The following is a 25,423-nucleotide window of genomic DNA, read 5'->3' on the forward strand; positions in this document are numbered from 1 at the left end:
AGCACCCCCCTGATGAGCTTCGGCGCCGATGAAGAGATCCTTCAGGATTTCCTGGTTGAGGCCGGCGAGATTCTAGAGCAACTGTCCGAGCAACTGGTCGAGCTGGAAAGCCGTCCGGATGATGCGGATTTGCTCAATGCAATTTTTCGCGGTTTTCACACTGTAAAAGGGGGCGCCGGCTTCCTCCAGCTCAACGAGTTGGTGGAGTGCTGCCACATCGCCGAGAACGTGTTCGACATCCTGCGCAAGGGTGAGCGTCGCGTCGATTCGGAACTGATGGACGTGGTTCTCGAAGCGCTGGACGCGGTGAACAGCATGTTCAGCGAAGTCCGCGAGCGCAGCCCGATCACGGCTGCGACACCTGAGCTGCTGGCGGCGCTGGCTCGTCTGGCCGAGCCGCAATCGGCTGACGAAGTAGTTGCTGCGCCTGTTGCCGCCGTGGTCGAAGCGCCGGTGGCGGAAGCCGATTCAGGCGATATTACCGATAACGAATTCGAGCAATTGCTGGACTCGCTCAATGCCGTCAAGGCACAGGCCGAGGCGCCGGCGGTTGCCCACGCACCTGCAAGCGCGGCACCTGCAAGCACTGCGGCCGCCAGCGACGAAATCACTGATGCCGAGTTCGAGTCGTTGCTCGATCAGTTGCACGGTAAAGGCCAGTTTGCCGTCGATGCGATTGCGCAGGCTCCGGCTGCGCCAGAAGCACCGAAAGCGCCGGGTGACAGTTCCGATATTACTGACGACGAATTTGAAGCACTGCTCGACCAGTTGCATGGCAAGGGCAACTTTGCTGTCGAGGCACTGGAGTCGGCCATTGCGTCGGTGCCTGCACCTGCTGCCCCAAGCGCGGCGGCGGCTGGCAGCGATCTGATTTCCGATCACGAGTTCGAAGCGCTGCTCGACGAATTGCACGGCAAAGGCAAGTTCAGCGAAGTCGGCACCGCGACAGCGGCCAACGGTTCGAACGCTGCGGTTGCGGCACCGGCAGCCAAGGCGGCGCCGAAACCTGTGGCCAAGGCCCCCGAGCCAAAAGCCGAAGCCCCGGCCGCCGCTGCACCGGCTGCTGCCCGCGCCCCGGCCGCGCCACCGGCGGAAAAACCGGCGAGCGAAGCCGAGACCACCGTACGGGTCGATACCGCGCGTCTGGACGAGATCATGAACATGGTCGGCGAGCTGGTGCTGGTGCGTAACCGCCTGGTCCGCCTGGGACTCAACAGTGGCGACGAAGCCATGTCCAAGGCCGTGTCGAACCTCGACGTGGTCACCGCCGACCTGCAAACCGCGGTCATGAAGACCCGGATGCAACCGATCAAGAAAGTCTTCGGACGCTTCCCGCGCCTGGTTCGCGACCTGGCTCGCCAGCTCAAGAAAGAGATCAACCTGGAACTGGTCGGCGAAGAAACCGACCTCGACAAGAACCTCGTCGAGGCCCTGGCCGACCCGCTGGTCCACTTGGTGCGCAACGCGGTCGACCATGGCATCGAGTCGCCGGAAGAGCGCGAAGCCTCGGGCAAGGCCCGTGGCGGCAAGGTGATCCTGGCGGCCGAACAGGAAGGCGATCACATCCTGCTGTCGATTTCCGATGACGGTAAAGGCATGGACCCGAATGTCCTGCGTTCCATCGCGGTGAAACGCGGCGTGATGGACAAGGACGCGGCCGATCGACTGAGCGACACCGAGTGCTACAACCTGATCTTCGCCCCGGGTTTCTCGACCAAGACCGAGATCTCCGATGTGTCGGGTCGCGGCGTGGGCATGGACGTGGTGAAAACCAAGATTTCCCAGCTCAACGGTTCGATCAACATCTACTCGACCAAGGGCCAGGGATCGAAGATCGTCATCAAGGTGCCGCTGACCCTGGCGATCATGCCGACGCTGATGGTCATGCTCGGCAACCAGGCGTTCGCGTTCCCGCTGGTGAACGTCAACGAAATTTTCCACCTCGACCTGTCGACCACCAACGTCGTGGACGGCCAGGAAGTGGTGATCGTGCGGGACAAGGCGCTGCCATTGTTCTACCTCAAACGCTGGCTGGTCAGCTCCGCCGCTCACGAAGAGCAGCGCGAGGGCCATGTGGTGATCCTTTCGGTGGGCACGCAGCGGATCGGCTTTGTCGTCGATCAACTGGTGGGCCAGGAAGAAGTGGTCATCAAGCCATTGGGCAAAATGCTCCAGGGAACGCCGGGCATGTCCGGCGCCACCATCACCGGTGACGGCCGCATCGCGCTGATTCTCGATGTTCCGAGCATGCTCAAGCGTTACGCCACCCGGCGTATTTGATTCTGGTGGAGCGGGGCGCCTGGCCTCGCTCCATCTAATGGAGTGTTTATGGCAGTCAAAGTCCTGGTGGTGGACGATTCGGGGTTTTTCCGCCGCCGCGTCTCGGAAATTCTTTCAGCGGATTCGAATATCCATGTCGTCGGCACGGCGACCAACGGCAAAGAGGCGATCGATCAGGCGCTGGCCCTCAAGCCCGACGTGATCACCATGGATTACGAGATGCCGATGATGGACGGCATCACGGCCGTGCGGCACATCATGCAACGCTGTCCGACCCCGGTCCTGATGTTCTCCTCGCTGACCCATGAAGGCGCCAGGGTCACCCTCGATGCGCTGGATGCCGGTGCGGTGGACTTCCTGCCGAAGAATTTCGAAGACATCTCGCGCAACCCCGAGAAGGTCAAGCAACTGCTGTGCGAGAAGATTCTCAGCATCTCGCGCAGTAATCGTCGTGTCAGTCACTACAGCGCTCCGGCGCCTGTCGCTGCACCAGCGCCGACGCCTGCGCCTTCCAGCGTGGGCAGTTTTGCCAGCAGCGCGCCCGCGCGTCCGGCACCGGCACCGATCCCGGTGCGTACGCATGCCCCCGCTGCGTCGTCGCCCGCGCCAAAACGCAAGGCCTACAAACTGGTGGCCATCGGCACGTCCACCGGCGGCCCTGTTGCCCTGCAACGGGTGTTGACCCAATTGCCGGCCAATTTCCCGGCCCCGATCGTGCTGGTTCAACACATGCCGGCCGCCTTCACCAAGGCCTTCGCCGAGCGCCTGGACAAGCTCTGCCGCATCAGCGTCAAGGAAGCCGAGGATGGCGACATCCTGCGTCCAGGCCTGGCGCTGCTGGCGCCGGGTGGCAAGCAGATGATGATCGACGGTCGCGGCGCGGTGAAAATCCTCCCGGGTGACGAGCGCCTCAACTACAAGCCGTGCGTGGACATCACCTTCGGTTCGGCAGCCAAGTCCTACGGTGACAAAGTTCTGGCGGTCGTCCTGACGGGCATGGGCGCCGATGGCCGTGAAGGCGCGCGCCTGCTCAAGCAGGGCGGCAGTTCGATCTGGGCGCAGGACGAAGCCAGTTGCGTGATCTACGGCATGCCGATGGCCATCGTCAAAGCTGAACTCGCCGACGCGGTGTACAGCCTCGACGACATCGGCAAGCACCTGGTCGAGGCGTGCATCTGATGGATGTTCTAAGCCTGATCGGCATCATCATGGCTTTTGTCGCCATCATCGGCGGCAATTACCTTGAAGGCGGTCACTTGGGCGCCCTGGCCAACGGCCCGGCAGCGTTGATCGTGCTTGGCGGCACCATCGGCGCGGCGCTGCTGCAATCACCGATGAGCGCCTTCAAGCGCGCCATGCAGATCCTCGCCTGGATCCTGTTCCCGCCTCGCGTCGACCTGGCCGGTGGCATCGACCGCGTGGTGAACTGGAGCCTGACCGCCCGCAAGGAAGGCTTGCTGGGTCTTGAAGGTATCGCCGACGCCGAGCCTGACAATTACGCCCGCAAAGGCCTGCAACTGCTGGTCGACGGCGCCGAGCCGGAAGCGATCCGCAGCATTCTGGAAGTGGATTTCTACACCCAGGAAAGCCGCGATATCGAAGCGGCCAAGGTCTTCGAAAGCATGGGCGGTTATGCGCCGACCATCGGCATCATCGGTGCGGTGATGGGCCTGATTCACGTCATGGGCAACCTGGGTGATCCGTCGCAACTGGGTAACGGCATCGCCGTGGCCTTCGTCGCCACCATCTACGGCGTGGCCAGTGCCAACCTGGTGCTGCTGCCGATTGCCGCCAAACTCAAAGCCATCGCGCTGCGCCAGTCGCGTTATCGCGAAATGTTGCTGGAAGGACTGCTGTCGATCGCCGAAGGTGAAAACCCTCGCTCCATTGAGTTGAAGCTTCAGGGCTTCATGGATTAAGGGACTAGGCTCATGGCACGTCGCCGCCAACATGAAGAGCATGTAAACCATGAACGTTGGCTGGTTTCCTATGCCGACTTCATCACTTTGCTGTTCGCCTTTTTCGTGGTGATGTACTCCATCTCGTCGATCAACGAAGGCAAGTACAAGGTCATTTCCGAAGCCCTGATCGGGGTCTTCACCGATTCCGATCGCGCGCTCAAGCCGATCCCCATCGGTGACGAGCGGCCGAAGACCGTGACCCCGGCCAAGCCGCTGGTCAAGGACAGTGATCAGGTCGATGCCGGTGTCTCCGGCGCCAGCGATCCGCTCAAAAGCATCGCCGACGACATCAGCGCGGCGTTCGGTGACCTGATCAGCTCCAACCAGATGACCGTGCGCGGCAATGAGTTGTGGGTCGAGATCGAGCTCAATTCCAGCCTGCTGTTCGGCAGCGGCGATGCCATGCCCAGCGACATCGCGTTCAGCATCATCGACAAGGTCGCGGCGATCCTGAAGCCGTTCGACAACCCGATCCATGTCGAAGGTTTCACCGACGATCAACCGATCCGCACTGCGCAGTACCCGACCAACTGGGAGCTGTCCTCGGCCCGCTCGGCCAGCATCGTGCGCATGCTGGCGATGCAAGGGGTGAATCCCGGTCGCCTGGCGTCGGTGGGCTACGGCGAATTTCAGCCGGTGGCCAACAACGCCACCGCCGAAGGCCGCGCACGCAACCGTCGCGTGGTGCTGGTGGTGTCGCGCAACCTCGATGTTCGCCGCAGCCTGACCGGTACCGGAACCGCCCATGCGCAACCGGATGCCGCATTGAAGCGTGCTGGCACACAAACTGCACCGACCCCGGTCAAGTCGCCGGTACGAGAGAACGCCGTCAATTCTCCGTCACCCGCATTAACACGTTGAGCTATTTCTCGGTCGATCCGTGCGGCCGGGAGGAACAATCCGAATGAGAGTCTGGGCAGTCGCCAATCAAAAGGGTGGTGTCGGTAAAACCACTTCCTCCATCGCTTTAGCCGGGTTGCTGGCCGAGGCGGGCAAGCGCGTGGTCGTGGTCGATCTTGACCCCCACGGCTCCATGACCAGCTACTTCGGCTACGATCCCGACAGCCTGGAACACAGCAACTACGATCTGTTCCTGCACAAAGGCAACGTGCCGCAAGGCCTGCCGGGTCAACTGTTGCTGTCGACCAGCGACGAACGCATTTCCCTGTTGCCGTCCAGCACCGCGCTGGCCACCCTCGAGCGCCAGTCGCCAGGGCAGAGTGGTTTGGGCCTGGTGATTGCCAAGAGCCTGGCGCAACTGTGGCAGGATTTCGATTACGCCGTGATCGACAGCCCGCCCTTGCTCGGCGTGCTGATGGTCAATGCCTTGGCGGCAAGCCAGCAACTGGTGATCCCGGTGCAGACCGAACACCTGGCGGTCAAGGGCCTCGAGCGCATGGTCAACACCCTGGCGATGATCAACCGCTCGCGCAAACAGGCATTGCCATTCACCATCGTGCCGACCCTGTTTGACCGCCGCACGCAGGCGTCCCTCGGCACCTTGCGCGTGCTGCGCGACAAATTCCCCGACGAAATCTGGCAAGGCTACATCCCGGTGGACACGCGCCTGCGCGATGCCAGCCGTGCCGGGCTGACGCCTTCGCAGTTCGACGGCAAGAGTCGTGGCGTTCTCGCTTACCGTGCGTTGCTCAAGCATCTGCTGGCGGCGCAACTTGTTGCGCAGGTGGCGTGACATGACCTCGATCCCTGTAGGAGCGAGCCTGCTCGCGATGGTCGTCAACGATGACGCGGGAAACCTGGCACCCCGTGGCGCTCTCAGGTTCATCGCGAGCAAGCTCGCTCCTACAGGTGAGCGCTCATGAATCGACTGGTAAAGACAACATCGCGTCCACAACTGGCGTTGCAGTCGTATCTGGATAACTTGCTGCAAGACGCAACCGAGGAGATGGCCGAGGTTGTCGAAGCGCTGAGCGTCGTCGAAGAGCAAGGCGTGCTGGACGAGTTCCAGGCTGCCGTGCTCGAAGAACAGGCCCGGGATGCGCAGCAAGTCGCGCTGGCAGCCACTGCGGTGACTGCGCCTTTGGCCAGGACTTCCGTCGTCGTGATCGAAGCACCGGAGCCCGTTCTGGCACCGATATCGACCATTGCGCCGCTGTTGCAAACCCTGGTGGCGCCGATCGAAGAGACCGATGTGCTGGAGACTCCTGTTATCGAGGAGCCTCAGGTACTTGTGCCGCCCGTCGTCGAAGTGCATCGGCCACCGAGCAATACGCCGCCACCGGTGGACACCGAGGGTCGTCCGTCCTGGGCCGCCGAGCCTTTCGAATGCCTGTTGTTCGATGTCGCTGGCTTGACCCTGGCGGTGCCGCTGGTGTGCCTGGGATCGATCTACTCCCTGGCCGGTCACGAGCTGACGCCGTTGTTCGGCCAGCCGGAATGGTTCCTGGGCATCCTGCCGAGCCAGGCCGGCAACCTCAAGGTGCTCGATACCGCGCGTTGGGTCATGCCCGACCGATACCGCGACGATTTCAAGCAGGGCCTGCAATACGTGATTTCGGTCCAGGGCTATGAATGGGGCCTGGCGGTGCATCAGGTCAGCCGCTCGTTGCGTCTGGACCCGAATGAAATCAAATGGAGAAGTCACCGGGGTCAGCGGCCATGGCTCGCCGGCACGGTGATTGAACACATGTGCGCCTTGCTCGACGTCGCCTCGTTGGCCGAGTTGATCGCCAGTGGCGGGGCAAAGCACATGTCCGGCAGCAAGCCGAACCACAAACCGACAAACATCAAATAAACAACAGGCGACGTCACTCGATGGCGTTGCACGGAACACACACCGCCAGGGCGGTTTCTTGAGGGGTCAGGGTATGAATGACAAGGCAACGGCGGCAAAAGGTTCCGAAGATCCGATCCTGCAATGGGTCACCTTCAAGCTGGACAACGAGACCTACGGCATCAACGTGATGCGCGTCCAGGAAGTCCTGCGCTACACCGAAATCGCCCCGGTCCCGGGTGCCCCGAGCTACGTGCTGGGCATCATCAACCTGCGCGGCAACGTCGTCACCGTGATCGACACCCGTCAGCGCTTCGGCCTGATGAATGCCGAGATCAGCGACAACACCCGTATCGTCATCATCGAAGCCGACAAGCAGGTTGTCGGGATCATGGTCGACAGCGTGGCCGAAGTGGTTTACCTGCGTCAGTCGGAAATCGAAACCGCGCCGAACGTGGGTAACGAAGAGTCCGCCAAGTTCATTCAAGGCGTGTGCAACAAGAACAACGAATTGCTCATCCTGGTCGAGCTGGACAAGATGATGAGCGAAGAAGAATGGTCGGAACTGGAGAGTATCTGATTGATTCTCGAGGTTGCGGTCATTGTCCTGTTCCTGTTCTGGGCAGGCACGCTGGCAATGTTCCTGGCGTACATTCGCGCCCAGAAGCAGATCGCCGCGCAACAGGCCCAGGGTGATGCGCTGCGCGACCAGCGCATCAAGGACCTGGGCAAGCGCGTTGACAACTACCAGAACGGCAACGTGCGCATGGGCGAAGACCTGCATGAACTGCGAGCGATCGTTGCGCCGTTGCCGGACAAACTCGCTCAGCTGGAACAGCGCGACCCGACCAGCCTGTCGTTTGCCCAGGCAGCACGATTGGTCGGGATGGGCGCTAGCGTCGACGAACTCACCCAGTCCTGCGGCTTGACCCAGGCTGAGGCGGAGTTGATGAGCAAAGTGCACAAGAACTGATTCTTGCGATTGGCCTGAGATCCCCTTCGCGGGCAAGCCCGCTCCCACACTGGATCAATGTCGTACACAAAATTTGTGTTCACAGAAGACCGAATGTGGGAGCGGGCTTGCTCGCGAAGGCGTCCTCGAATGCGCAGCAATCTTCCCCGCGCTCCGACTCTCTATCCTCAGACAGGGATTACGCTGTCGTAGTCTCCTGCCTATAACATTCTCAGATCCCACCGTCTTGTGATCGCATCCAGCGATCAGTAGTTTGATCTGCTCAAACATACACACTGCCAGGAAGGCTTATGATCGACATTTTGCGTGGTACACCGCTGTGGGTTTATGCGGTGTTTTTTATTCTGAGTTACTACGGCGTCATCGCCTGTTTCAGGAGCCACGTATCGAAAAGGTCATTGCAGATATCACCCGTGATATTCGTGGCTTTGTCCCTCGCATCGCTCAATCCCTCCCAGGAAATTGCAATCCAGCATTCAGTCTATGCATTGGGATTGCTTGCGGGGTGGTTGCTGGCACTGCGTTTTTTCTCGTACAACAATGTGCAGTGCGAGGGGCAACATCTGGTTCTACCCGGTACGATCAAGGTACTGATTGTGTATTGGGGCTTTTTTGCCTGGCGTTATTACGAAGGTTACCAGGCGGCCATGTACCCGGAACTGGCCAATGAAATGTCGGCGGTTGCAGGGGCGGCGCTGGGGGCAGGGTTCATCAATGGTTTGATTGTTGGTCGCAGTTTCAAGCTATTGCGTTTCGTAGGTGCCGGCTTGTCAGCGAAGGCGGCTAAATGATCGGTGCAATATTCAAGTTCGCATTCGCCGGCAAGCCGGCTCCATAACGGGTTCGTAAGCTCAATAATCATCCCCGCGTTCGGTGACGTCCTTCTCGACCATCAACGCATCCGGACCCATCCCCACCGGAAATTTCCCCTTCAAACTCCACGCAAACGCAATAATCTCGGCAATCGTCAGATACAGCTCCTGCGGAATGCTGTCCCCCAGTTCCATGCGCGCCAGCAGCCTCACCAACTCGGCATTTTCGTAGATCGGCACTTCGCAGTCGCGGGCGATCCGCAGGATTTCTTCCGCCAGTTCTTCGTCGCCCTTGGCGGTGAGGGTGGGGGCTTGGGTGCCGTCGTACTTGAGGGCGATGGCCTGGCGTGGGGCGTTGGGGTTTTTCATGCGGTTTCGTCGACCCAGCGTTGTTCGAGGCGGGTTTGGGGGCCTTGGGGTGGTCTGCCGAGGTGGCAGTCCAGGTCGCCGACGTTCAGGCCGGCGGACAGCAGGCGATCACGCAGCCCGGCCAGATTGCTTTCGATCAGGCTGGCGGTGTACGGCCGTTCGGCCCAGAGCTGGCCGCAGAGGCTGCCCTTGATCAGTTGCGCCTGGATTTGCAGGGGGCCCAATGGCTCCATGGCGAAGGCCAGTTCGACTCGCCACAGCTGTTGCTTGGGTTCGCGTTCTTCGCGACGCTCCTTTGGCTGTTCTTTCTCGGGGGAGTCCTCGCGCTGGAACTTGACCTGCAAAGGCACGATGTCCTGCAGGTTGCGCATCGGGATTTCCAGCTGCCAGGTGCTCATCAGCCGTCCGTCGGCGGTGACGCCGGTCTGTTCCAGGCTCGACAGCTGATGGCTTTGCAGGCGTGAAACCGCAGCGGCGGCCAGGCGTAGCAAGTGTTCGAGGTCGTCTTCACCCTCGGCGCTTTGCAGCAGACGTTCGGGTAGCGGGAAACCGCCCGGCGACGGTTTGGCACTGACTTGGCCAAGCATACCCAGGGCATTGCGAACAAAATTCGGCATGGCCTGGGCCAGGGTGTTGGCGGCGATGGTCGCGCCGAAGTTGGTGTGGGCGGGCAAGCCCTGGCTCAACTGCGCAACCAGTTTGAGCAGGTCGCCTTTCATGTCCGGCGCGAGTGTCGGGTTTTGCCCGTTCAGCAGTTTGCTTTCGAGGAACGCACCACTGCTGGCCAGCGCCAGGGCCAGGCCCTTGGGGGTGCTCAGTTGCTGGACATCCGGCAGGCCGGAGAGCAATCGGGCAGCGGCGCTGCGCAGTTCGGTGGAGGTCTGGTCCGAGGGTGGAAGGTTCTGCAGGAGTTTGAGCAAGCCATCCAGCGAGCCTTGGCGGCTTTGCTGGTCGACCAGTTGCCGGGTGACCGCCAGTTGTTCCTGGCGGCTGCTCAGTGGTACGAATTTCAATGTCTGGCTGTCTTGCACCTGCGCGCTCAACAAGGTGCCGATGCGCAAGGGCTGCGGACTGTCGATGCTCAGGGTGCTGCCGCTCAACGCGGTGTTGAGCAGGCTCACCATCGAGCGAAACACCATGGGCTGGCCGGGGACCTGCGGCAGCACTTGCGAGGTCAGCACCTTGCCCTGCAGCAGGGTGCCAACGGGCAGTTGCGCGGTGTCGAGGCGGGTGAGGGTGGCGACGCTGGAGGCGATGGCCTGTTGCACCGTCACGGCCAGGTTGCCGGCCGAGGGCTGGGTCACGACCAGCGTGGTGCCCTGGGCCAGCGGTTGATTGCCGGTGGTCTGGACCGTGGTCTGGCGGCCGCTGTCGAGGGTGACCTTGAGCAGCATCTGGAAAGTCTGGTCCGCCTGCTTGAGCGACAACACTTCGGCCTGGGCGGTTTGACCGACGCTGATCAGCCCCTCCACCGGCGTCAGCAACTTGAGCAACTCACCGCTGAGCACCTGCGGGCGTGAGGTGGCCGGGAGGGTCTGCGGTAGCGGGAGGATGTTCATTTCGCCTGTCATACGCGGTCACAACCTGAGGAAAATGCACTCTTTAGAGTAGGGCCTGGCATGTATAATGCCGCGCCGTTGTATCCAAAAATGGCGAAAACTTTGCAATTGTTTGACGCAGCTCTCTAGAACAAGACGTCATTGCATCTATGCTGCATCTCTTTAACGGCCGCGCCCGTGCCGACTTGAACCGTATAAGGCCCGTGAACCCTTGACCAGTCCTGTCCTGCAAACCGTTGCCCTTGCCTGTGAGCGAGACCTTCGGCTGCTCTTCGAAAATCTCGATTTGAGACTGGCCAGTGGCGAAATGATTCAAATCAGTGGCCCCAACGGCAGTGGCAAGACCAGCCTGTTGCGCCTGCTCTCGGGGCTGATGCAGCCGACCGCCGGTCAAGTGCTGCTCAACGGCCAGCCGCTGAGCGAGCAACGGGGCGAACTGGCGCGCAACCTGCTGTGGATCGGCCACGCGGCCGGGATCAAGGATTTGCTGACACCGGAAGAGAATCTGAGCTGGCTGTGTGCCTTGCATCAGCCGGCGACCCATGAGGCGATCTGGCAGGCGCTGGCCGCGGTCGGGCTGCGCGGATTCGAGGATGTGCCTTGTCACACCCTGTCTGCCGGTCAACGGCGCCGCGTCGCGCTGGCGCGTCTGTATCTGGATAGCCCGCCGCTGTGGATCCTCGATGAACCCTTTACCGCCCTCGACAAACAGGGCGTGGCGCAACTCGAAGAGCACCTGGCCGGCCACTGCGAACGCGGCGGCATGGTGGTGTTGACCACTCATCACACGCTGAGCCGGATGCCGGCCGGTTATCGCGACATCGATCTGGGGAGATGGGCCGTATGAGTGTGTTCGGCCTGTTGGTCGCCCGCGAGGCGCGTCTGCTGTTCCGTCGCCCGGCGGAGCTGGCCAATCCGCTGGTGTTCTTTGCGATCGTCGTTTCGCTGTTCCCTCTGGCGGTCGGACCCGAGTCTCAATTGTTGCAAACCTTGTCTCCGGGGCTGGTCTGGGTGGCGGCACTTTTATCGGTTCTGCTCTCGCTGGACGGGCTTTTCCGCAGTGATTTCGAAGACGGATCGCTTGAGCAGTGGGTCCTTTCGCCGCACCCCCTGGCTCTTCTGGTTTTGGCCAAAGTACTGGCACACTGGGCTTTTTCCGGCCTGGCACTGGTTTTGCTGGCACCCTTGCTGGCGCTGATGCTCGGTTTGCCTGCCGCCTGTCTGCCGGTGTTGCTGCTTTCGTTGCTGCTCGGTACACCGGTACTGAGCCTGCTCGGTGCAGTGGGTGCGGCGCTGACGGTCGGTTTGAAGCGCGGTGGCCTGTTGCTGGCCCTGCTGATTCTGCCGTTGTACATCCCGGTGTTGATCCTTGGCAGTGGCGCCTTGCAGGCAGCCTTGCAAGGGATGCCGGCGACCGGTTATCTCCTGTGGCTTGGCAGCCTGACCGCCCTGGCGATAACCCTGACACCTTTTGCAATAGCCGCTGGCCTGAAGATCAGCGTCGGCGAATAATGAGGTCTGGTTAAAAAACAACCAGTAAAGACCCTCGCTCTTCACAGTAAAGAGCAACCGTGATGGAAACAGTATGAACTGGACGTGGTTTCACAAGCTCGGCTCGCCCAAATGGTTTTACGGCATCAGCGGCAAATTGCTGCCCTGGCTGAGCGTCGCGGCGTTGCTGCTGATCAGCGTTGGCGTGGTCTGGGGCCTGGCCTTCGCGCCGCCGGACTACCAGCAGGGCAACAGCTTCCGCATCATCTATATCCACGTTCCGGCCGCCATGCTGGCGCAGTCCATCTACGTGATGCTGGCGGTGTGCGGCATCGTCGGGCTGGTGTGGAAGATGAAACTGGCCGACGTCGCCCTGCAATGCGCGGCGCCCATCGGCGCCTGGATGACGGCGGTTGCGCTGGTCACCGGGGCGATCTGGGGTAAACCGACCTGGGGCTCGTGGTGGGTCTGGGATGCACGCCTGACGTCCATGCTTATCCTGCTGTTCCTGTACTTCGGTCTCATTGCGCTGGGCAACGCGATCAGCAATCGTGACAGCGCGGCCAAGGCCTGTGCGGTGCTGGCGATTGTCGGCGTGATCAACATCCCGATCATCAAGTACTCGGTGGAGTGGTGGAACACCCTGCACCAGGGCGCGACCTTCACCCTCACCGAAAAACCGGCAATGCCAGCCGAAATGTGGCTGCCATTGCTGCTGACGGCGTTGGGTTTCTACTGTTTCTTCGGCGCGGTCCTGCTGCTGCGCATGCGCCTTGAAGTGCTCAAGCGCGAAGCCCGGGCCAGTTGGGTCAAGGCCGAAGTGGAAAACAGCCTGGAGGTCGCTCGATGAGTTTTGCTTCATTCGGCGACTTCATCGCCATGGGTCATCATGGCCTGTATGTCTGGTCAGCCTATGGCATCTGCCTGGCGGTGTTGGCCCTCAACGTGGCGGCGCCGATCCTGGCCCGCAAGCGGTATCTGCAACAAGAGGCGCGTCGTCTGCGCCGGGAGAACGGCAAGTGAATCCGCTGCGCAAAAAGCGTCTTATCATCATTCTCGCGATCCTGGTCGGGGTCGGCGCTGCCGTCGGCCTGGCCCTGAGCGCCCTGCAGCAGAACATCAACCTGTTTTACACACCGACCCAGATCGCCAACGGCGAAGCCCCGCATGACACGCGCATCCGCGCCGGTGGCATGGTCGAGAAGGGCTCGCTGGAGCGTTCCAGCGATTCCCTGGATGTGAAATTCGTCGTCACCGACTTTAATAAATCCGTGACCATCACCTATCGCGGCATCCTTCCGGACCTGTTCCGCGAAGGGCAGGGCATCGTCGCCCTGGGCAAGCTCAATGCCGATGGCGTGGTGGTGGCCGATGAAGTGCTGGCCAAGCACGACGAGAAGTACATGCCGCCGGAAGTGACCAAGGCGTTGAAAGACAGCGGTCAATCGGCTCCAACGCCCGCGAAGGAGGGTTGATCCATGACATCCGGCATCTTTATTCCCGAGCTGGGTCATCTGGCGATGATCCTGGCCCTGTGCTTCGCCCTGGCCCAGGCCGTGGTCCCGCTGCTCGGTGCCTGGCGCGGTGACCGGCTGTGGATGAGCCTGGCCCAGCCGGCCGCCTGGGGGCAGTTCAGCTTTCTGCTGTTTGCCTTCGGTTGCCTGACCTACGCCTTCATGGTCGATGATTTCTCCGTGGCCTATGTGGCCAACAACTCCAACAGCGCCTTGCCGTGGTACTACAAGTTCAGTGCGGTGTGGGGTGCCCACGAGGGTTCCCTGCTGTTGTGGGCCTTGATTCTCGGTGGCTGGACCTTCGCGGTGTCGGTGTTCTCCCGGCAGTTGCCACAGGTCATGCTGGCCCGCGTGCTGGCGGTGATGGGCATGATCAGCACCGGTTTCCTGCTGTTCCTGATCATGACCTCCAACCCGTTCAAGCGCATCCTGCCGCAAATGCCCAGCGACGGTGCCGACCTCAACCCGCTGCTGCAAGACATCGGCCTGATCGTGCACCCGCCGATGCTGTACATGGGCTACGTCGGTTTCTCGGTGGCCTTCGCCTTCGCCATCGCCGCGCTGATGGGCGGTCGCCTGGATGCCGCGTGGGCGCGCTGGTCGCGTCCGTGGACCATCGTGGCCTGGGCGTTCCTCGGCATCGGCATCACCCTCGGTTCGTGGTGGGCGTACTACGAACTCGGCTGGGGTGGCTGGTGGTTCTGGGATCCGGTGGAAAACGCTTCGTTCATGCCTTGGCTGGTGGGCACTGCATTGATTCACTCGTTGGCGGTCACGGAGAAACGTGGGGTGTTCAAGAGCTGGACGGTGTTGCTGGCCATCGCTGCGTTCTCGTTGAGCCTGCTGGGTACTTTCCTCGTGCGCTCCGGTGTGCTGACTTCGGTACACGCCTTTGCCTCCGATCCGGAACGCGGCGTGTTCATCCTGATTTTCCTGCTGTTCGTGGTCGGCGGTTCATTGACGCTGTTCGCCCTGCGCGCGCCGGTGGTCAAGAGCCAGGTTGGCTTCAACCTGTGGTCCCGGGAAACCCTGTTGCTGGGCAACAACCTGGTGCTGGTGGTGGCCGCCTCGATGATCCTGCTGGGCACCTTGTACCCACTGATTCTCGATGCCATGACCGGCGCCAAGCTGTCGGTCGGCCCGCCGTACTTCAACGCGCTGTTCATTCCGTTGATGGCGTTGTTGATGGTGGTGATGGCGGTCGGCGTGATCGTGCGCTGGAAAGACACCCCGGTAAAATGGCTGCTGAGCATGCTGACGCCGGTATTGCTCGGCAGTGCGGCCATGGCCGTGGTGGCTGGCGTAGCCTACGGCGACTTCAACTGGGCAGTGCTCGCGACCTTCATGCTCGCCGCCTGGGTGCTGTTGGCCGGTGCGCGTGACATTGTCGACAAGACCCGCCACAAAGGCCTGATCAAAGGCCTGCCAACCCTGACCCGCAGCTACTGGGGCATGCAGATCGCTCACCTCGGTATTGCCGTGTGTGCGCTGGGTGTCGTGCTGTCGAGCCAGAACAGTGCCGAGCGTGACCTGCGCCTGGCGCCGGGCGAGTCCATGGACCTGGCCGGTTATCACTTCATCTTCGAAGGCGCCAAGCACTTCGAAGGCCCGAACTTCACGTCCGACAAGGGCACCGTCCGGGTGATCCGCAACGGCAAGGAAGTCAGCGTGCTGCACCCGGAAAAACGCCTGTACACCGTGCAGAACTCGGTGATGACCGAAGCGGGCATCGACGCCGGATTCACCCGCGACCTCTATGTCGCCCTCGGTGAACCGCTGGGTAACGGCGCCTGGGCTGTGCGCGTACACGTCAAACCCTTCGTGCGCTGGATCTGGTTCGGTGGTTTGCTGACAGGCGCAGGTGGCTTGCTGGCGGCGCTGGATCGGCGTTATCGGGTCAAGGTCAAAAGCCGCGTGCGCGAAGCACTGGGTATGTCGGGAGCCACTGCATGAAGCGTTGGTTGATGTTGTTGCCACTGGCGATTTTTCTGGTGGTTGCCGTGTTTCTCTACCGTGGGTTGTATCTGGATCCGGCCGAGCTGCCTTCGGCCATGATCGGCAAGCCGTTCCCGGAGTTTTCCCTGCCAGCGGTGCAGGGCGACAAGACCCTCACCCGCGCCGACATTCTGGGCAAGCCGGCACTGGTCAACGTCTGGGGCACCTGGTGCATTTCCTGCCGGGTCGAGCACCCGGTGCTGAACAAACTGGCCCAGCAGGGCGTGGTGATCTATGGCATCAACTACAAGGACGTCAACGCCGATGCCTTGAAGTGGCTGACGGACTTCCACAACCCGTATGTACTGGACATCCGTGACGACCAAGGCTCGCTGGGCCTGAATCTCGGTGTGTACGGAGCGCCGGAGACCTTCTTCATCGACGCCAGGGGCATTATCCGTGACAAGTTCGTCGGCGTGATCGACGAGCAGGTCTGGCGCGAAAAACTGGCGGGCAAGTACCAGGCGCTGGTCGACGAGGCCAAGCCATGAAGCGCTGGATTGCTGCCGCTGTCCTGGGCTTGAGCATGGCCGGTGTGGCCCACGCGGCCATCGACACCTATGAGTTTGCCAAGGAAGGTGACCGCGAGCGTTTTCGTGAACTGACCAAGGAGCTGCGTTGCCCCAAGTGCCAGAATCAGGACATTGCCGATTCCAACGCACCGATTGCCGCCGACCTGCGCAAAGAGATTTTCCGCATGCTCGGCGAGGGCAAGGACAACCAGCAGATCATCGACTTCATGGTCGACCGCTACGGTGACTTCGTCCGCTACAAACCTGCGTTGAACGCCAAGACTGCCTTGCTCTGGTTCGGCCCTGCCGGCCTGCTGCTGGGGGGTGTCGTGATCATCGCGGTGATCGTCCGCCGTCGTCGCGTGCAACGCGCCGGCACCCCGGACTCGCTGTCTGCCGAGGAGCGTTCGCGCCTCGACCACCTGTTGGATAAAACCAAGAATGATTGATTTCTGGCTCGCTGCAGGTCTGCTGCTTCTGGTTGCCCTGAGTTTTCTGTTGATCCCGGTTTTGCGCAGCCGTCGTGCCCAGCGTGAAGAGGATCGTACCGCCTTGAACGTCGCGCTTTATCAGGAGCGCGTGGCTGAGTTGCAGACTCAGCAGGAAGAGGGCGTGCTCGATGCGGCGCAAATGGACGCCGGTCGCGCCGAAGCCGCCCGTGAGTTGCTGGCGGACACCGAAGGTGTCGACGCGCCGCGGGTGTCGCGACTGGGCAAACCCCTGCCGTTGCTGGCCGCCGTTCTGGTGCCGGTGCTGGGCCTGGGGCTGTACATGCATTACGGCGCCAGCGACAAGGTCGAACTGACCCGCGAATTCTCCCAGGCACCCAAGTCGATGGAAGAAATGACCCAGCGCCTGGAGCGTGTGGTCGCCGCTCAACCGGACTCCGCCGAAGGCATGTACTTCCTCGGCCGAACCTACATGGCTCAGGATCGCCCGGCGGACGCGGCGAAGATGTTCGAGCGCACGGTGAACCTGGCCGGTCGTCAGCCCGAATTGCTCGGTCAATGGGCCCAGGCCCAGTACTTCGCCGATGGCAAGAAGTGGTCGGACAAGGTCCAGGCCCTGACCGACGAAGCGCTCAAGGCCGATCCGAAAGAAGTCACCAGCCTCGGCCTGCTCGGCATTGCCGCGTTTGAAGGCGAGCGTTATCAGGACGCCATCGATTACTGGAATCGCCTGTTGGCGCAGTTACCGCCGGACGACCCGTCCCGGGAGGCGCTGCAAGGCGGGATCACCCGGGCCACGGAGAAACTGGTGGCCAGCGGTGGCAAGGTTGCGCAAGCACCGGCGGCCAAGAGCGCGGCGTTGCTCAAGGTCAGCGTCGATCTGGCGGCGGAGCTCAAAACCAAGGTCCAGCCGGGCGACAGCGTGTTCATCTTCGCCCGTGCGGTCTCCGGTCCGCCGGCCCCGCTGGCGGTCAAGCGCATGACCGTGGCCGACCTGCCGGTGACCGTCGAGCTGAGCGATGCCGACGCGATGATGCCGCAATTGAAACTGTCGAACTTCCCTGAAGTCCAACTGGTTGCGCGCATTTCCCGTGCCGGCAAACCAACCGCCGGCGAGTGGATCGGTCGCAGCCAGCCTTTGGCCAGCAGCACCACCGCGCCGCAAACACTGACCATCGACAGCCCGGACAAATAACAGGAAAACGCTACCATGACCGCCATCGCTCGTATTGCCCTGCTCAGCGTCGTTTTGGGGTTAAGCGCTTGTGCGGTCCAGCGACCACCGGAGCAAACGGCTCCACCGCCGATTCCGCGGTCGCAGCCCAGCCCCACGCCATCGACGTCGCCGGTACCGAGCAAGCCGTCTGTTCCGGTAAAACCCTCCAAGCCGCTGCCACGCACGTCCGCCAGCTTTGCGCCACCACCGGGGGGCAATAGCCATTGGGATCCGAAGCTTGGGGTTTATGTGCTTGATGATCAGCCCAATACCTTTTATCGCCAGCGTACCTATTACCGTTGGGATAACGGCTGGAGCCGGTCGATCAGTCCGAAGGGGCCGTGGGAGGAGACTGATATTCACGGTGTACCGGGTGGGCTTGGGCGGCAGTTCGGGCAGTGAGGCACTAAGGCGACTATCGGGTCGCTTTTTTGTGCCTGCCGAATGCGATTGCCGGGCTGATGCTGAACCCCTGTGGGAGCGGGCTTGGTCCGGGCGGCGATCCGACGAAGGCGGCCTGACAGCCGACCTGTCTTTTGTTGACTGTGTACATATCCGTTTTTTGGGTAACGGCGGCTTATGGTTTCGCCCTTACGGCGACTCCCTTTTTTACAAGCGCCTAAAAAAGGAAGCAAAAAACGCTCGCCCCGAACGTACGGCCCCTCGCTGAGGCTCGGGGTTCCTTCGCTCCGGCATTCATCCGGGGGCATTGCCCTCCGGTCGGCTTCGCTTCGACCTACATGCAATGAGTTCGACTGCGTCGAACGGCGCTGCGCGCCCATCCCCGGATGAACACCTGCGCTCAGCCTGCCGAGGGGGCGGGTGGATCAAGATCAAGAGCTGCAGGCGAGCTAACGCTCGGCCTGTTGAGTGGTGAAGAGCGTCTGTGTACGCCGGCCCCCTGTAGGAGCTGCCGCAGGCTGCGATCTTTTGATCTTGATCTTCCGCCCCTTCGACATGGTCAAAAATCAAAATCAAAAGATCGCAGGGTATGACTCAGTCGAACACCCTGAACCTATACCGTGATCGGGTGGAAAACCTGCTGGTGCAACGGATGCAGGTGATGGATCATTCGCCGGGCCAGCGGGGTTGATCGGGTGCAAGCGCAGTCAGGATGGTTTGCCGGTGCTCCAGCAAGTGTGGCGACAAATGAAGAGGGTGTTTTGATGGCGGGCAGGTTGATCTATCTCATCGGGCCTTCAGGTTCGGGCAAGGACAGCCTGCTGGATGCCGCGCGAACGCGGTTGGCCGAACGCGGCTGCCGTATCGTGCGCCGGGTCATTACCCGCTCGGCCGAAGCCGTGGGCGAGGCGGCGCTGGGTGTCAGCGCGCAGCAATTCGCCGATATGGAAGCCCAGGGCGCGTTTGCCCTGAGCTGGCACGCCAATGGGTTGTCCTATGGCATCCCGCGGGAAATCGACGATTGGCTGGCCGCCGGGCAGGACGTGCTGGTCAATGGCTCGCGGGGGCATTTGCAGAACACACGCCAGCGCTATCCAGACGTATTGGTGCTGTTGTTGACTGTGGATCAAGCGGTACTGCGCCATCGCTTGCTGGAGCGCGGGCGAGAATCGTTGATCGAGATCGATCAGCGCCTGGCGCGCAATGCCCGCTTCAGCGAGCAACTTCTGGCGGACGACCAGACCGTACACATGCTCGACAACTCCGGGCCAATTGAGCAAACGGTCGAGCGTTTGCTGGTCTGCATTGACGAGTGACACCGATTTACCTGACATTGCCGGGAACGGACGACGAGCAATTACCTTCGTATGCGGCCAATGCAGGCAATGGCGCAGCCTGTGATCTTTTGATCTTGATTGAGCTGCCTGTCAGGCTTTCGTGCCCAACAACCCGTGCACATACTCCACAAACGCCCGAGCCTTGGCGCTGGGCATTCTGCCTGTAGGGAACACCGCCCACAGGTCCTGGTTCGCCAATGCCCAGTCCTTCATCACTTCCCGGACCGAACCGTCGGCCAGTTCTGGCGCAAACATCCATTGCGAAGCCATGGTCAGTCCTTGATGGGCCAGCACGGCTTCACGCAGGCCTTCGGCGGCGTTGACACGGATCCGGCCACTGGCGATCACCGATTGCTTCTCACCGGCCTTGTTGAATTGCCAATTGGCGCCGTCACCGAGGGTGTAGACGATTGCCTGATGCTTGGACAGGTCGGCGGGGCAGGTGGGGTCGCCGTGTTTTTCGAAGTACGCTGGCGTACCCAGTACCATGCGCCGACATTCGGCGATCTTGCGCGCGGTAAGGCCCGAGTCGCTCAACGCGCCCATGCGCAGGGCGATATCGACGCCTTCTTCCACCAGATTGACGTTGCGATCGTCGAGCATCAGGTCGATGTTCAGCTCCGGGTGTTGCTCCAGGAAGGGGCCCAGGTGCGGAACGATGTGCAGCCGGCCGAAGGTGACCGGCGCGCAGATACGCAGGTTGCCACTCAGCCCACTGGCGGAACCGCGTGCGGCGTTGTCGGCCTCGTCGGCTTCTTCGATGGCACGCTTGGCACGCTCGAAAAAGGCCAGCCCTGCTTCGGTGGGCATCAGGCCGCGAGTCGAGCGCAGCAACAACCGCACCGCCAGACGCGATTCGAGTTGCGCGATGGTTTTCGACACGGCCGGCTGGCCGATGTTCAGGCGTCGTGCCGCGGCGGAAAACGAGCCGGTTTCCACCACGTAGACGAAGGTTTCCATTGCGCCGAGGCGGTCCATTGAGGGTCCTTGTGCAAAATCTTGAGGATGTCGCAAGTCAACGCTGTTAAGCCGTCGCCAACGATGCCTTCGGCGAAACACTCAGGAACCGCAACAACGCCAGCAGTGGAAACGCGCTGCCGACGATCACGATCCACAACCAGCCGCCCTGTTCGTACACTGCGCTGGCCACCGAAGAGCCAAAGGCGCCGCCGATGAAGATGCTGGTCATGTACAGCGCATTCAGGCGGCTGCGGCTTTTGCCGTCGAGCGCGTAGACCGCACGCTGGCCGAGGACCATGTTCATCTGCACGCAGAAGTCCAGCACCACGCCGGTCACGGCCAGGCCGATGACGCTGTAGGCCGGATGGATGAACGCCGGCATAAAGCTCAGGCTGGCGAACAGCAGGGCCAGCAACGATGCGATGCGGGTGTGGCCGGCATCGGCCAGGCGTCCGGCGATCGGGGCGGCGATGGCGCCGATGGCACCTACCAACGCGAAAATCGCGATCTCGCTTTGCGACAAGCCGTGATTGCGCGCCAATTCCAGTGGCACGGCGGTCCAGAACAGGCTGAACGTGGCAAACATGCAGCCCTGGTAAAACGCCCGCTGACGCAGCACCGGTTGCTTGCGCAGCAGCGTCCACAGCGAGCCCAGCAATTGGCCATAGGAGGCGCTGTGATCAGGTTCACGCTTGGGAATGGTCACGGCCAGCACGATGCTGATGGCCCCCATCAACACGGCGGCAATCACAAACATCGCGCGCCAGCCGAAGTGGTCGGCCACCACGCTGGACACCGGCCGGGCCAGCAGAATACCGAGCAGCAAACCGCCCATGATCCCGCCCACTACACGGCCACGGGTTTCTTCCGGCGCCAGGTGTGCGGCCAGTGGAATCAGGATCTGCACCGATACCGAGCTGAACCCCACCAACAGCGAAATCAGCAGGAACAGGTTCGGCTGATCGGTGAGCGCAGCACCCAGCAGGCTGGCAATCGCCACCAGGGTGGTGATGATCATCAACCGGCGGTTCTCCAGCAGATCCCCCAGCGGCACGAGGAAAAACAGCCCCAGCGCATAGCCGATCTGGGTCAGGGATACGATCAGGCTGGCCATGGTGTTGCTCAGGCCGATGTCCGGGGCGATCAGGCCGATGATCGGCTGGGCGTAGTAGATGTTGGCGACAATGGCGCCGCAGCAGAAGGCGAACAGCAGCACCATGCCTCGGGTCATTGTCGCGGTGCCGTGGGGCACTTGGGTCGCTGGGTTCATAACGGGTCTCGCTGTACGGAAAGGAATGCGCGCAGGCTATCGGGCAGGCTGAAACGGCGGAAGCGGGATTGGAGTGATAGCTATCATTCCATTGCGGAATGACTGACGGACGCGTGTGTCGTCCGCCTGATGGCGTTGCGTCAGAAGATCGAAGGTCAATGATACATTCACTTACATCTTGTTCGATAGCGTGCTTATGTTCTCTCTCCACGTCTCATGACCCGAGGGCCGCTCCATGAATGTGAAGTTTCGTCAGCTGATTCGCCGGGTTTCAGTCGTCACCTTGATCAGCGTATTCAGCGCTGGCCTGGCGCAGGCCGAAGATGCGCCGGGCACGCGCATCGGTGTACGCGGCGAAATCACCGGTGTCAGTCCGGACGTTGTGAAAGTCCACGCCAACAGCGGCGACAACCTGGTGATCAACCTGACCCAGGACACCAAGGTCCGCGCCGTGACCCTGGCCAACATCGAGGACATCAAGCCTGGCAGCTACATTGGCTCCGCAGCGATTCCCCAGGAGGATGGCACGCTCAAGGCCCTGGAGGTCCATGTGTTCCCGCCGGAACTGGCCGGCAGTGGCGACGGTCATCGGCCCTTCGATCTGGTCAAGGGCAGCAGCATGACCAACGGCAGCGTCGGCGACCTGGTGGTGAGCAATGGCCGGGTGCTGACCGTCAACTACAAGGGTGGCCAACAGAAGATCCTGGTGCCCGAAGACGTTCCCATCGTCAACCTGATGCCGGCCGATCGCAGCCTGTTGAAGGTGGGCGTGAAGATCGTGACTTTTGTCACGCAGGGCGCTGACGGCACGCTCACCGCTCAATCCATCTCGGCGGGCAAGGATGGCGTGACGCCGCCGATGTAGCCGACGCATGGCAACCGGCCATCTGAAGAAACGCCCGCACAGCCCCGGCGGCTAGAATCTACTGGGGGGATCACTTCAATGTGTCCTTACAAGCGGGAGTATCACGATGAAAATCGTATCTTCGCTGGCGTTAGTGGTAGCGGTCGGTTGGATCTCTGGGTGCTCGACAGTGCCTGACAGTCAGGTCACCAGCGTTCCCCTGAATGCTACATCCGATAATCCCGGGAACATTGCCCGGTTGATCATGATGCCCGGTGATAACGCAACAACGTTCTGGGTTGAGGTCAGCGGCGAGGGCATAGGCAGCACATTGCCGGGTCGGTTGACGGCCTACATCTATCCGGGAAGCTGTGGGAACCTGGGTTCGAAACCCGCCTATGACATGAATGACGGTCCAAATGCCCGGTTCTATTCGCAAGCGTCGAACCAGCGCTTCTGGAAAAGCGCGCCGGTCGCCGTCGAGACCCTTAGAGCCGGCGGCTACGCCCTGGTGGTGCGTCAAAGCCCGGTCGATGGTCACCAGGCTATTTTCTGCGGCAATTTGACCTAGAGGTGCACCCTTGTAGGAGCTGCCGCAGGCTGCGATCTTTTGATCTTGATGTTAAAAAAAAGGATCAAGATCAAAAGATCGCAGCCTGCGGCAGCTCCTACAGTCGTTCGGGGTGTTCACAAAAAAGGCGACCTGCACAGGTCGCCTTGTTCATTGCCGCTCAGCGATCACTTACCGCTGTAGATCTGGTCGAAAATCCCGCCATCGTTGAAGTGGGTCTTCTGCACGGTACGCCAGTCACCGAAGGTCTTCTCGACGGACAGGAAGTCCACTTTCGGGAAACGGTCGGTGTACTTGGCCAGCACGGCCGGGTCACGCGGGCGCAGGTAATTGGCGGCAGCGATCTCCTGGCCATCCGGCGACCACAGGTACTTCAGGTATTCCTCGGCGGCGGCGCGGGTGCCTTTCTTGTCGACGGTTTTGTCGACCACCGACACCGGTGGCTCGGCTTCGGCGGAAACGCTTGGGTAGATGACTTCGAACTGATCACGACCGAACTCGCGGGCGATCATTTCCGCTTCGTTCTCGAAGGTCACCAGCACGTCGCCGATCTGGTTGGTCATGAAGGTGGTGGTGGCGGCGCGGCCACCGGTATCGAGTACCGGCGCTTGCTTGAACAGCTTGCCGACGAAGTCTTTGGCCTTGTTCTCGTCACCGCCGTTTTTCAGCACGTAGCCCCAGGCCGAGAGGTAGGTGTAGCGACCGTTCCCCGAAGTCTTCGGGTTCGGCACGATGACTTGCACGCCATCCTTGAGCAGGTCCGGCCAGTCTTTCAGGGCTTTCGGGTTGCCTTTGCGCACGATGAACACGGTGGCCGAGGTGAACGGCGCGCTGTTGTTCGGCAGGCGCGTGACCCAGTTTTCCGGGACCAGTTTGCCGTTGTCCGCCAGGGCATTGATGTCGGTGGCCATGTTCATGGTGATGACATCCGCCGGCAGGCCGTCGATCACCGAGCGTGCCTGTTTGCTGGAGCCGCCGAAGGACATCTGCAGGGTGATGTTTTCGTTGTGCTCGGCTTGCCAGTGTTTCTGGAACGCAGTGTTGTAGTCCTTGTAGAAGTCGCGCATCACGTCGTAGGAAACGTTGAGCAGCGTCGGTGCCGCCTGGGCGATGTTGCCCAGGGCCAGGCCAGCGGCGAGAAGCGAGGCGCCAAAGAGTTTTTTCACTGCGAATTCCCTGTTCTATGTAGGAGCTGCCGCAGGCTGCGATCTTTTGATCTTGCTTTTAAAAAACGAAAAATCAAAAGATCGCAGCCTGCGGCAGCTCCTACAGGTTATTTGTTGGTTTTAAAGCACGCGACTATAGCCGGGGTCGTTTAGTCCTTTAAAGATTAAAAAGCTCTTTGCTTATTCCAGTTTCTTGAACAGTGCGTTGCCGCAACGGGAGCAGAATGCAGCGCCGTGTTCGTGGCTGTTTTTCTTGCACACCGGGCAATCGTGTTGAAGTTGATCGCCGCGCATGGCGTTGGCCAGTTCGGCGGTGAAAATCCCGGTCGGCACGGCGATGATCGAGTAACCGGTGATCATCACCAGCGACGATATCACCTGGCCCAGCGGCGTCTTCGGCACGATGTCGCCGAAGCCCACGGTGGTCAGGGTCACGATAGCCCAATAGATGCCTTTGGGAATGCTGGTGAAGCCATGTTCGGGGCCTTCGATCACATACATCAGCGTGCCGAATACCGTCACCAACGTACAGACGCTGACCAGGAACACCACGATTTTCTGCTTGCTGCCGCGTAGCGCCGACATCAGGTAGTTGGCTTGCTTGAGATAAGGGCTGAGCTTAAGCACACGGAAAATCCGCAGCATGCGGATGATCCGGATTATCAGCAGATACTGCGCATCGGCGTAATACAGCGCGAGGATGCCGGGCACGATGGCCAGCAGGTCCACCAGTCCGTAAAAGCTGAAGGCGTAGCGCAGGGGTTTGGGCGAACAGTACAGGCGCAGGATGTATTCGCCGAGGAAAATCACCGTGAAGCCCCACTCGATATAGGCGAGTACATCGGCGTAGTTGCGGTGAACGCTGTCGATGCTGTCGAGCATCACGATCACCAGGCTGGCGAGGATGATCAACAGCAGGATGCCGTCGAAGCGCCGACCCGCCTGGGTGTCGGTCTGGAAAATCATGACGTAAAGGTCTTCACGCCAGTGTTTGTTGCTGTCCATGGA

General features: G+C 61.2%; 28 protein-coding genes and 1 pseudogene. 23 read left to right on the forward strand and 6 right to left on the reverse strand.

Annotated features, from left to right (window positions below; all coding sequences use genetic code 11):
- Window positions 1-12: 12 nt before the first annotated feature.
- From C9422_RS08765 to C9422_RS08805, 10 genes and pseudogenes are all read left to right on the forward strand, one after another.
- Window positions 13-2,280: a chemotaxis protein CheA gene (locus C9422_RS08765; RefSeq protein ID WP_116580358.1), complete on the forward strand. Its 2,268-nt coding sequence runs from the start codon at window positions 13-15 to the stop codon at window positions 2,278-2,280.
- Window positions 2,281-2,328: 48 nt separating this feature from the next.
- Window positions 2,329-3,459, forward strand: a complete 1,131-nt coding sequence (locus tag C9422_RS08770) for a chemotaxis response regulator protein-glutamate methylesterase (protein WP_116580359.1) — start codon at window positions 2,329-2,331, stop codon at window positions 3,457-3,459.
- The gene (locus C9422_RS08775) at window positions 3,459-4,199 is read left to right on the forward strand and encodes a flagellar motor protein (RefSeq protein WP_007980738.1); all 741 of its coding nucleotides are present in this window, start codon (window positions 3,459-3,461) and stop codon (window positions 4,197-4,199) included. Before C9422_RS08770 ends, C9422_RS08775 begins: the two co-directional genes overlap by 1 nt.
- A 12-nt stretch (window positions 4,200-4,211) precedes the next feature.
- Entirely contained in the window at window positions 4,212-5,102 is an 891-nt protein-coding gene (motD, locus tag C9422_RS08780; protein ID WP_008052273.1) for a flagellar motor protein MotD, read from the forward strand.
- Window positions 5,103-5,145: 43 nt separating this feature from the next.
- On the forward strand, window positions 5,146-5,934 hold the full coding sequence (locus tag C9422_RS08785) for a ParA family protein (protein ID WP_007980740.1): 789 nt from the start codon (window positions 5,146-5,148) through the stop codon (window positions 5,932-5,934).
- A gap of 1 nt (window position 5,935) precedes the next feature.
- Window positions 5,936-6,049: pseudogene (locus tag C9422_RS32840) on the forward strand (outer membrane lipoprotein carrier protein LolA); the annotation flags it as partial.
- Between the two features lie 11 nt (window positions 6,050-6,060).
- Window positions 6,061-6,996 (forward strand): CheW domain-containing protein, encoded by a 936-nt coding sequence (locus C9422_RS08790; RefSeq protein ID WP_116580360.1) that lies wholly within the window; start codon window positions 6,061-6,063, stop codon window positions 6,994-6,996.
- Between the two features lie 73 nt (window positions 6,997-7,069).
- Window positions 7,070-7,555, forward strand: a complete 486-nt coding sequence (locus C9422_RS08795; RefSeq protein WP_007980742.1) for a chemotaxis protein CheW — start codon at window positions 7,070-7,072, stop codon at window positions 7,553-7,555.
- Complete coding sequence (locus tag C9422_RS08800; protein WP_116580361.1) at window positions 7,556-7,948, forward strand: DUF2802 domain-containing protein; 393 nt, start codon at window positions 7,556-7,558, stop codon at window positions 7,946-7,948. It abuts the gene before it with no gap.
- 290 nt (window positions 7,949-8,238) lie between these two features.
- Window positions 8,239-8,739, forward strand: coding sequence for a hypothetical protein (locus C9422_RS08805; protein ID WP_116580362.1), 501 nt, complete (start codon window positions 8,239-8,241; stop codon window positions 8,737-8,739).
- Window positions 8,740-8,799: 60 nt separating this feature from the next.
- Here the strand turns inward: C9422_RS08805 and C9422_RS08810 are convergent, their stop codons facing one another.
- Together C9422_RS08810 and C9422_RS08815 are read right to left on the reverse strand one after the other, a co-directional pair.
- Window positions 8,800-9,129 carry an EscU/YscU/HrcU family type III secretion system export apparatus switch protein gene (locus C9422_RS08810; protein ID WP_116580363.1) on the reverse strand — a complete coding sequence of 110 codons (330 nt, stop codon included), beginning with the start codon at window positions 9,127-9,129 and terminating at the stop codon, window positions 8,800-8,802.
- Window positions 9,126-10,700, reverse strand: coding sequence for a flagellar hook-length control protein FliK (locus C9422_RS08815; protein ID WP_116580364.1), 1,575 nt, complete (start codon window positions 10,698-10,700; stop codon window positions 9,126-9,128). The genes C9422_RS08810 and C9422_RS08815 overlap by 4 nt, the downstream gene beginning before the upstream one ends.
- Before the next feature lie 199 nt (window positions 10,701-10,899).
- Between C9422_RS08815 and ccmA the strand changes: the two genes are divergently transcribed.
- The 11 genes from ccmA (at window position 10,900) to phnN (ending at window position 19,583) form a co-directional block, all read left to right on the forward strand.
- A complete protein-coding gene (gene ccmA / locus C9422_RS08820) occupies window positions 10,900-11,535 on the forward strand; it encodes a cytochrome c biogenesis heme-transporting ATPase CcmA (protein WP_116580365.1) in 636 nt (211 codons plus the stop codon).
- Entirely contained in the window at window positions 11,532-12,200 is a 669-nt protein-coding gene (ccmB, locus tag C9422_RS08825; protein WP_007980754.1) for a heme exporter protein CcmB, read from the forward strand. The genes ccmA and ccmB overlap by 4 nt, the downstream gene beginning before the upstream one ends.
- Window positions 12,201-12,273: 73 nt before the next feature.
- Entirely contained in the window at window positions 12,274-13,029 is a 756-nt protein-coding gene (locus tag C9422_RS08830; RefSeq protein WP_046037680.1) for a heme ABC transporter permease, read from the forward strand.
- Window positions 13,026-13,202, forward strand: a complete 177-nt coding sequence (gene ccmD / locus C9422_RS08835) for a heme exporter protein CcmD (RefSeq protein WP_007980758.1) — start codon at window positions 13,026-13,028, stop codon at window positions 13,200-13,202. Before C9422_RS08830 ends, ccmD begins: the two co-directional genes overlap by 4 nt.
- A complete protein-coding gene (gene ccmE / locus C9422_RS08840; protein ID WP_116580366.1) occupies window positions 13,199-13,654 on the forward strand; it encodes a cytochrome c maturation protein CcmE in 456 nt (151 codons plus the stop codon). The genes ccmD and ccmE overlap by 4 nt, the downstream gene beginning before the upstream one ends.
- 3 nt (window positions 13,655-13,657) lie before the next feature.
- The gene (locus C9422_RS08845; protein ID WP_116580367.1) at window positions 13,658-15,646 is read left to right on the forward strand and encodes a heme lyase CcmF/NrfE family subunit; all 1,989 of its coding nucleotides are present in this window, start codon (window positions 13,658-13,660) and stop codon (window positions 15,644-15,646) included.
- Complete coding sequence (locus tag C9422_RS08850) at window positions 15,643-16,179, forward strand: DsbE family thiol:disulfide interchange protein (protein ID WP_116580368.1); 537 nt, start codon at window positions 15,643-15,645, stop codon at window positions 16,177-16,179. The genes C9422_RS08845 and C9422_RS08850 overlap by 4 nt, the downstream gene beginning before the upstream one ends.
- The gene (locus C9422_RS08855) at window positions 16,176-16,649 is read left to right on the forward strand and encodes a cytochrome c-type biogenesis protein (protein WP_116580369.1); all 474 of its coding nucleotides are present in this window, start codon (window positions 16,176-16,178) and stop codon (window positions 16,647-16,649) included. The genes C9422_RS08850 and C9422_RS08855 overlap by 4 nt, the downstream gene beginning before the upstream one ends.
- A complete protein-coding gene (gene ccmI / locus C9422_RS08860) occupies window positions 16,642-17,844 on the forward strand; it encodes a c-type cytochrome biogenesis protein CcmI (RefSeq protein WP_116580370.1) in 1,203 nt (400 codons plus the stop codon). Before C9422_RS08855 ends, ccmI begins: the two co-directional genes overlap by 8 nt.
- Before the next feature lie 15 nt (window positions 17,845-17,859).
- Window positions 17,860-18,267, forward strand: coding sequence for a hypothetical protein (locus tag C9422_RS08865; protein WP_007980770.1), 408 nt, complete (start codon window positions 17,860-17,862; stop codon window positions 18,265-18,267).
- A 764-nt stretch (window positions 18,268-19,031) separates the two neighbouring features.
- Window positions 19,032-19,583, forward strand: a complete 552-nt coding sequence (gene phnN / locus C9422_RS08875) for a phosphonate metabolism protein/1,5-bisphosphokinase (PRPP-forming) PhnN (protein ID WP_116580371.1) — start codon at window positions 19,032-19,034, stop codon at window positions 19,581-19,583.
- 111 nt (window positions 19,584-19,694) lie between these two features.
- Here phnN and C9422_RS08880 read toward each other — a convergent pair whose 3' ends face one another.
- Together C9422_RS08880 and C9422_RS08885 are read right to left on the reverse strand one after the other, a co-directional pair.
- Window positions 19,695-20,582 (reverse strand): LysR family transcriptional regulator, encoded by an 888-nt coding sequence (locus tag C9422_RS08880; protein ID WP_116580372.1) that lies wholly within the window; start codon window positions 20,580-20,582, stop codon window positions 19,695-19,697.
- A 46-nt stretch (window positions 20,583-20,628) separates the two neighbouring features.
- On the reverse strand, window positions 20,629-21,834 hold the full coding sequence (locus tag C9422_RS08885; protein WP_116580373.1) for an MFS transporter: 1,206 nt from the start codon (window positions 21,832-21,834) through the stop codon (window positions 20,629-20,631).
- Window positions 21,835-22,069: 235 nt separating this feature from the next.
- Between C9422_RS08885 and C9422_RS08890 the strand changes: the two genes are divergently transcribed.
- Window positions 22,070-22,699 (forward strand): hypothetical protein, encoded by a 630-nt coding sequence (locus tag C9422_RS08890; protein WP_116580374.1) that lies wholly within the window; start codon window positions 22,070-22,072, stop codon window positions 22,697-22,699.
- Window positions 22,700-22,805: 106 nt separating this feature from the next.
- Entirely contained in the window at window positions 22,806-23,249 is a 444-nt protein-coding gene (locus C9422_RS08895; protein ID WP_116580375.1) for a hypothetical protein, read from the forward strand.
- Window positions 23,250-23,416: 167 nt separating this feature from the next.
- Here the strand turns inward: C9422_RS08895 and C9422_RS08900 are convergent, their stop codons facing one another.
- Together C9422_RS08900 and C9422_RS08905 are read right to left on the reverse strand one after the other, a co-directional pair.
- Complete coding sequence (locus tag C9422_RS08900; RefSeq protein ID WP_116580376.1) at window positions 23,417-24,415, reverse strand: sulfate ABC transporter substrate-binding protein; 999 nt, start codon at window positions 24,413-24,415, stop codon at window positions 23,417-23,419.
- A 180-nt stretch (window positions 24,416-24,595) separates the two neighbouring features.
- Window positions 24,596-25,420, reverse strand: a complete 825-nt coding sequence (locus C9422_RS08905; protein WP_007971419.1) for an ion transporter — start codon at window positions 25,418-25,420, stop codon at window positions 24,596-24,598.
- Window positions 25,421-25,423: the final 3 nt, after the last annotated feature.

Source organism: Pseudomonas sp. B1(2018), assembly GCF_003097365.1.
Lineage (GTDB): Bacteria > Pseudomonadota > Gammaproteobacteria > Pseudomonadales > Pseudomonadaceae > Aquipseudomonas > Aquipseudomonas laurylsulfatiphila.

Coding starts and splice junctions, on each gene's coding strand:
- C9422_RS08765 (WP_116580358.1), top strand. CDS start 13: ATGAGCTTCGGCGCCGATGAAGAGATCCTTCAGGATTTCCTGGTTGAG.
- C9422_RS08770 (WP_116580359.1), top strand. CDS start 2,329: ATGGCAGTCAAAGTCCTGGTGGTGGACGATTCGGGGTTTTTCCGCCGC.
- C9422_RS08775 (WP_007980738.1), top strand. CDS start 3,459: ATGGATGTTCTAAGCCTGATCGGCATCATCATGGCTTTTGTCGCCATC.
- motD (WP_008052273.1), top strand. CDS start 4,212: ATGGCACGTCGCCGCCAACATGAAGAGCATGTAAACCATGAACGTTGG.
- C9422_RS08785 (WP_007980740.1), top strand. CDS start 5,146: ATGAGAGTCTGGGCAGTCGCCAATCAAAAGGGTGGTGTCGGTAAAACC.
- C9422_RS08790 (WP_116580360.1), top strand. CDS start 6,061: ATGAATCGACTGGTAAAGACAACATCGCGTCCACAACTGGCGTTGCAG.
- C9422_RS08795 (WP_007980742.1), top strand. CDS start 7,070: ATGAATGACAAGGCAACGGCGGCAAAAGGTTCCGAAGATCCGATCCTG.
- C9422_RS08805 (WP_116580362.1), top strand. CDS start 8,239: ATGATCGACATTTTGCGTGGTACACCGCTGTGGGTTTATGCGGTGTTT.
- C9422_RS08810 (WP_116580363.1), bottom strand. CDS start 9,129: ATGAAAAACCCCAACGCCCCACGCCAGGCCATCGCCCTCAAGTACGAC.
- C9422_RS08815 (WP_116580364.1), bottom strand. CDS start 10,700: ATGACAGGCGAAATGAACATCCTCCCGCTACCGCAGACCCTCCCGGCC.
- ccmB (WP_007980754.1), top strand. CDS start 11,532: ATGAGTGTGTTCGGCCTGTTGGTCGCCCGCGAGGCGCGTCTGCTGTTC.
- C9422_RS08830 (WP_046037680.1), top strand. CDS start 12,274: ATGAACTGGACGTGGTTTCACAAGCTCGGCTCGCCCAAATGGTTTTAC.
- ccmD (WP_007980758.1), top strand. CDS start 13,026: ATGAGTTTTGCTTCATTCGGCGACTTCATCGCCATGGGTCATCATGGC.
- C9422_RS08845 (WP_116580367.1), top strand. CDS start 13,658: ATGACATCCGGCATCTTTATTCCCGAGCTGGGTCATCTGGCGATGATC.
- C9422_RS08850 (WP_116580368.1), top strand. CDS start 15,643: ATGAAGCGTTGGTTGATGTTGTTGCCACTGGCGATTTTTCTGGTGGTT.
- C9422_RS08855 (WP_116580369.1), top strand. CDS start 16,176: ATGAAGCGCTGGATTGCTGCCGCTGTCCTGGGCTTGAGCATGGCCGGT.
- ccmI (WP_116580370.1), top strand. CDS start 16,642: ATGATTGATTTCTGGCTCGCTGCAGGTCTGCTGCTTCTGGTTGCCCTG.
- C9422_RS08865 (WP_007980770.1), top strand. CDS start 17,860: ATGACCGCCATCGCTCGTATTGCCCTGCTCAGCGTCGTTTTGGGGTTA.
- phnN (WP_116580371.1), top strand. CDS start 19,032: ATGGCGGGCAGGTTGATCTATCTCATCGGGCCTTCAGGTTCGGGCAAG.
- C9422_RS08880 (WP_116580372.1), bottom strand. CDS start 20,582: ATGGACCGCCTCGGCGCAATGGAAACCTTCGTCTACGTGGTGGAAACC.
- C9422_RS08885 (WP_116580373.1), bottom strand. CDS start 21,834: ATGAACCCAGCGACCCAAGTGCCCCACGGCACCGCGACAATGACCCGA.
- C9422_RS08890 (WP_116580374.1), top strand. CDS start 22,070: ATGAATGTGAAGTTTCGTCAGCTGATTCGCCGGGTTTCAGTCGTCACC.
- C9422_RS08895 (WP_116580375.1), top strand. CDS start 22,806: ATGAAAATCGTATCTTCGCTGGCGTTAGTGGTAGCGGTCGGTTGGATC.
- C9422_RS08905 (WP_007971419.1), bottom strand. CDS start 25,420: ATGGACAGCAACAAACACTGGCGTGAAGACCTTTACGTCATGATTTTC.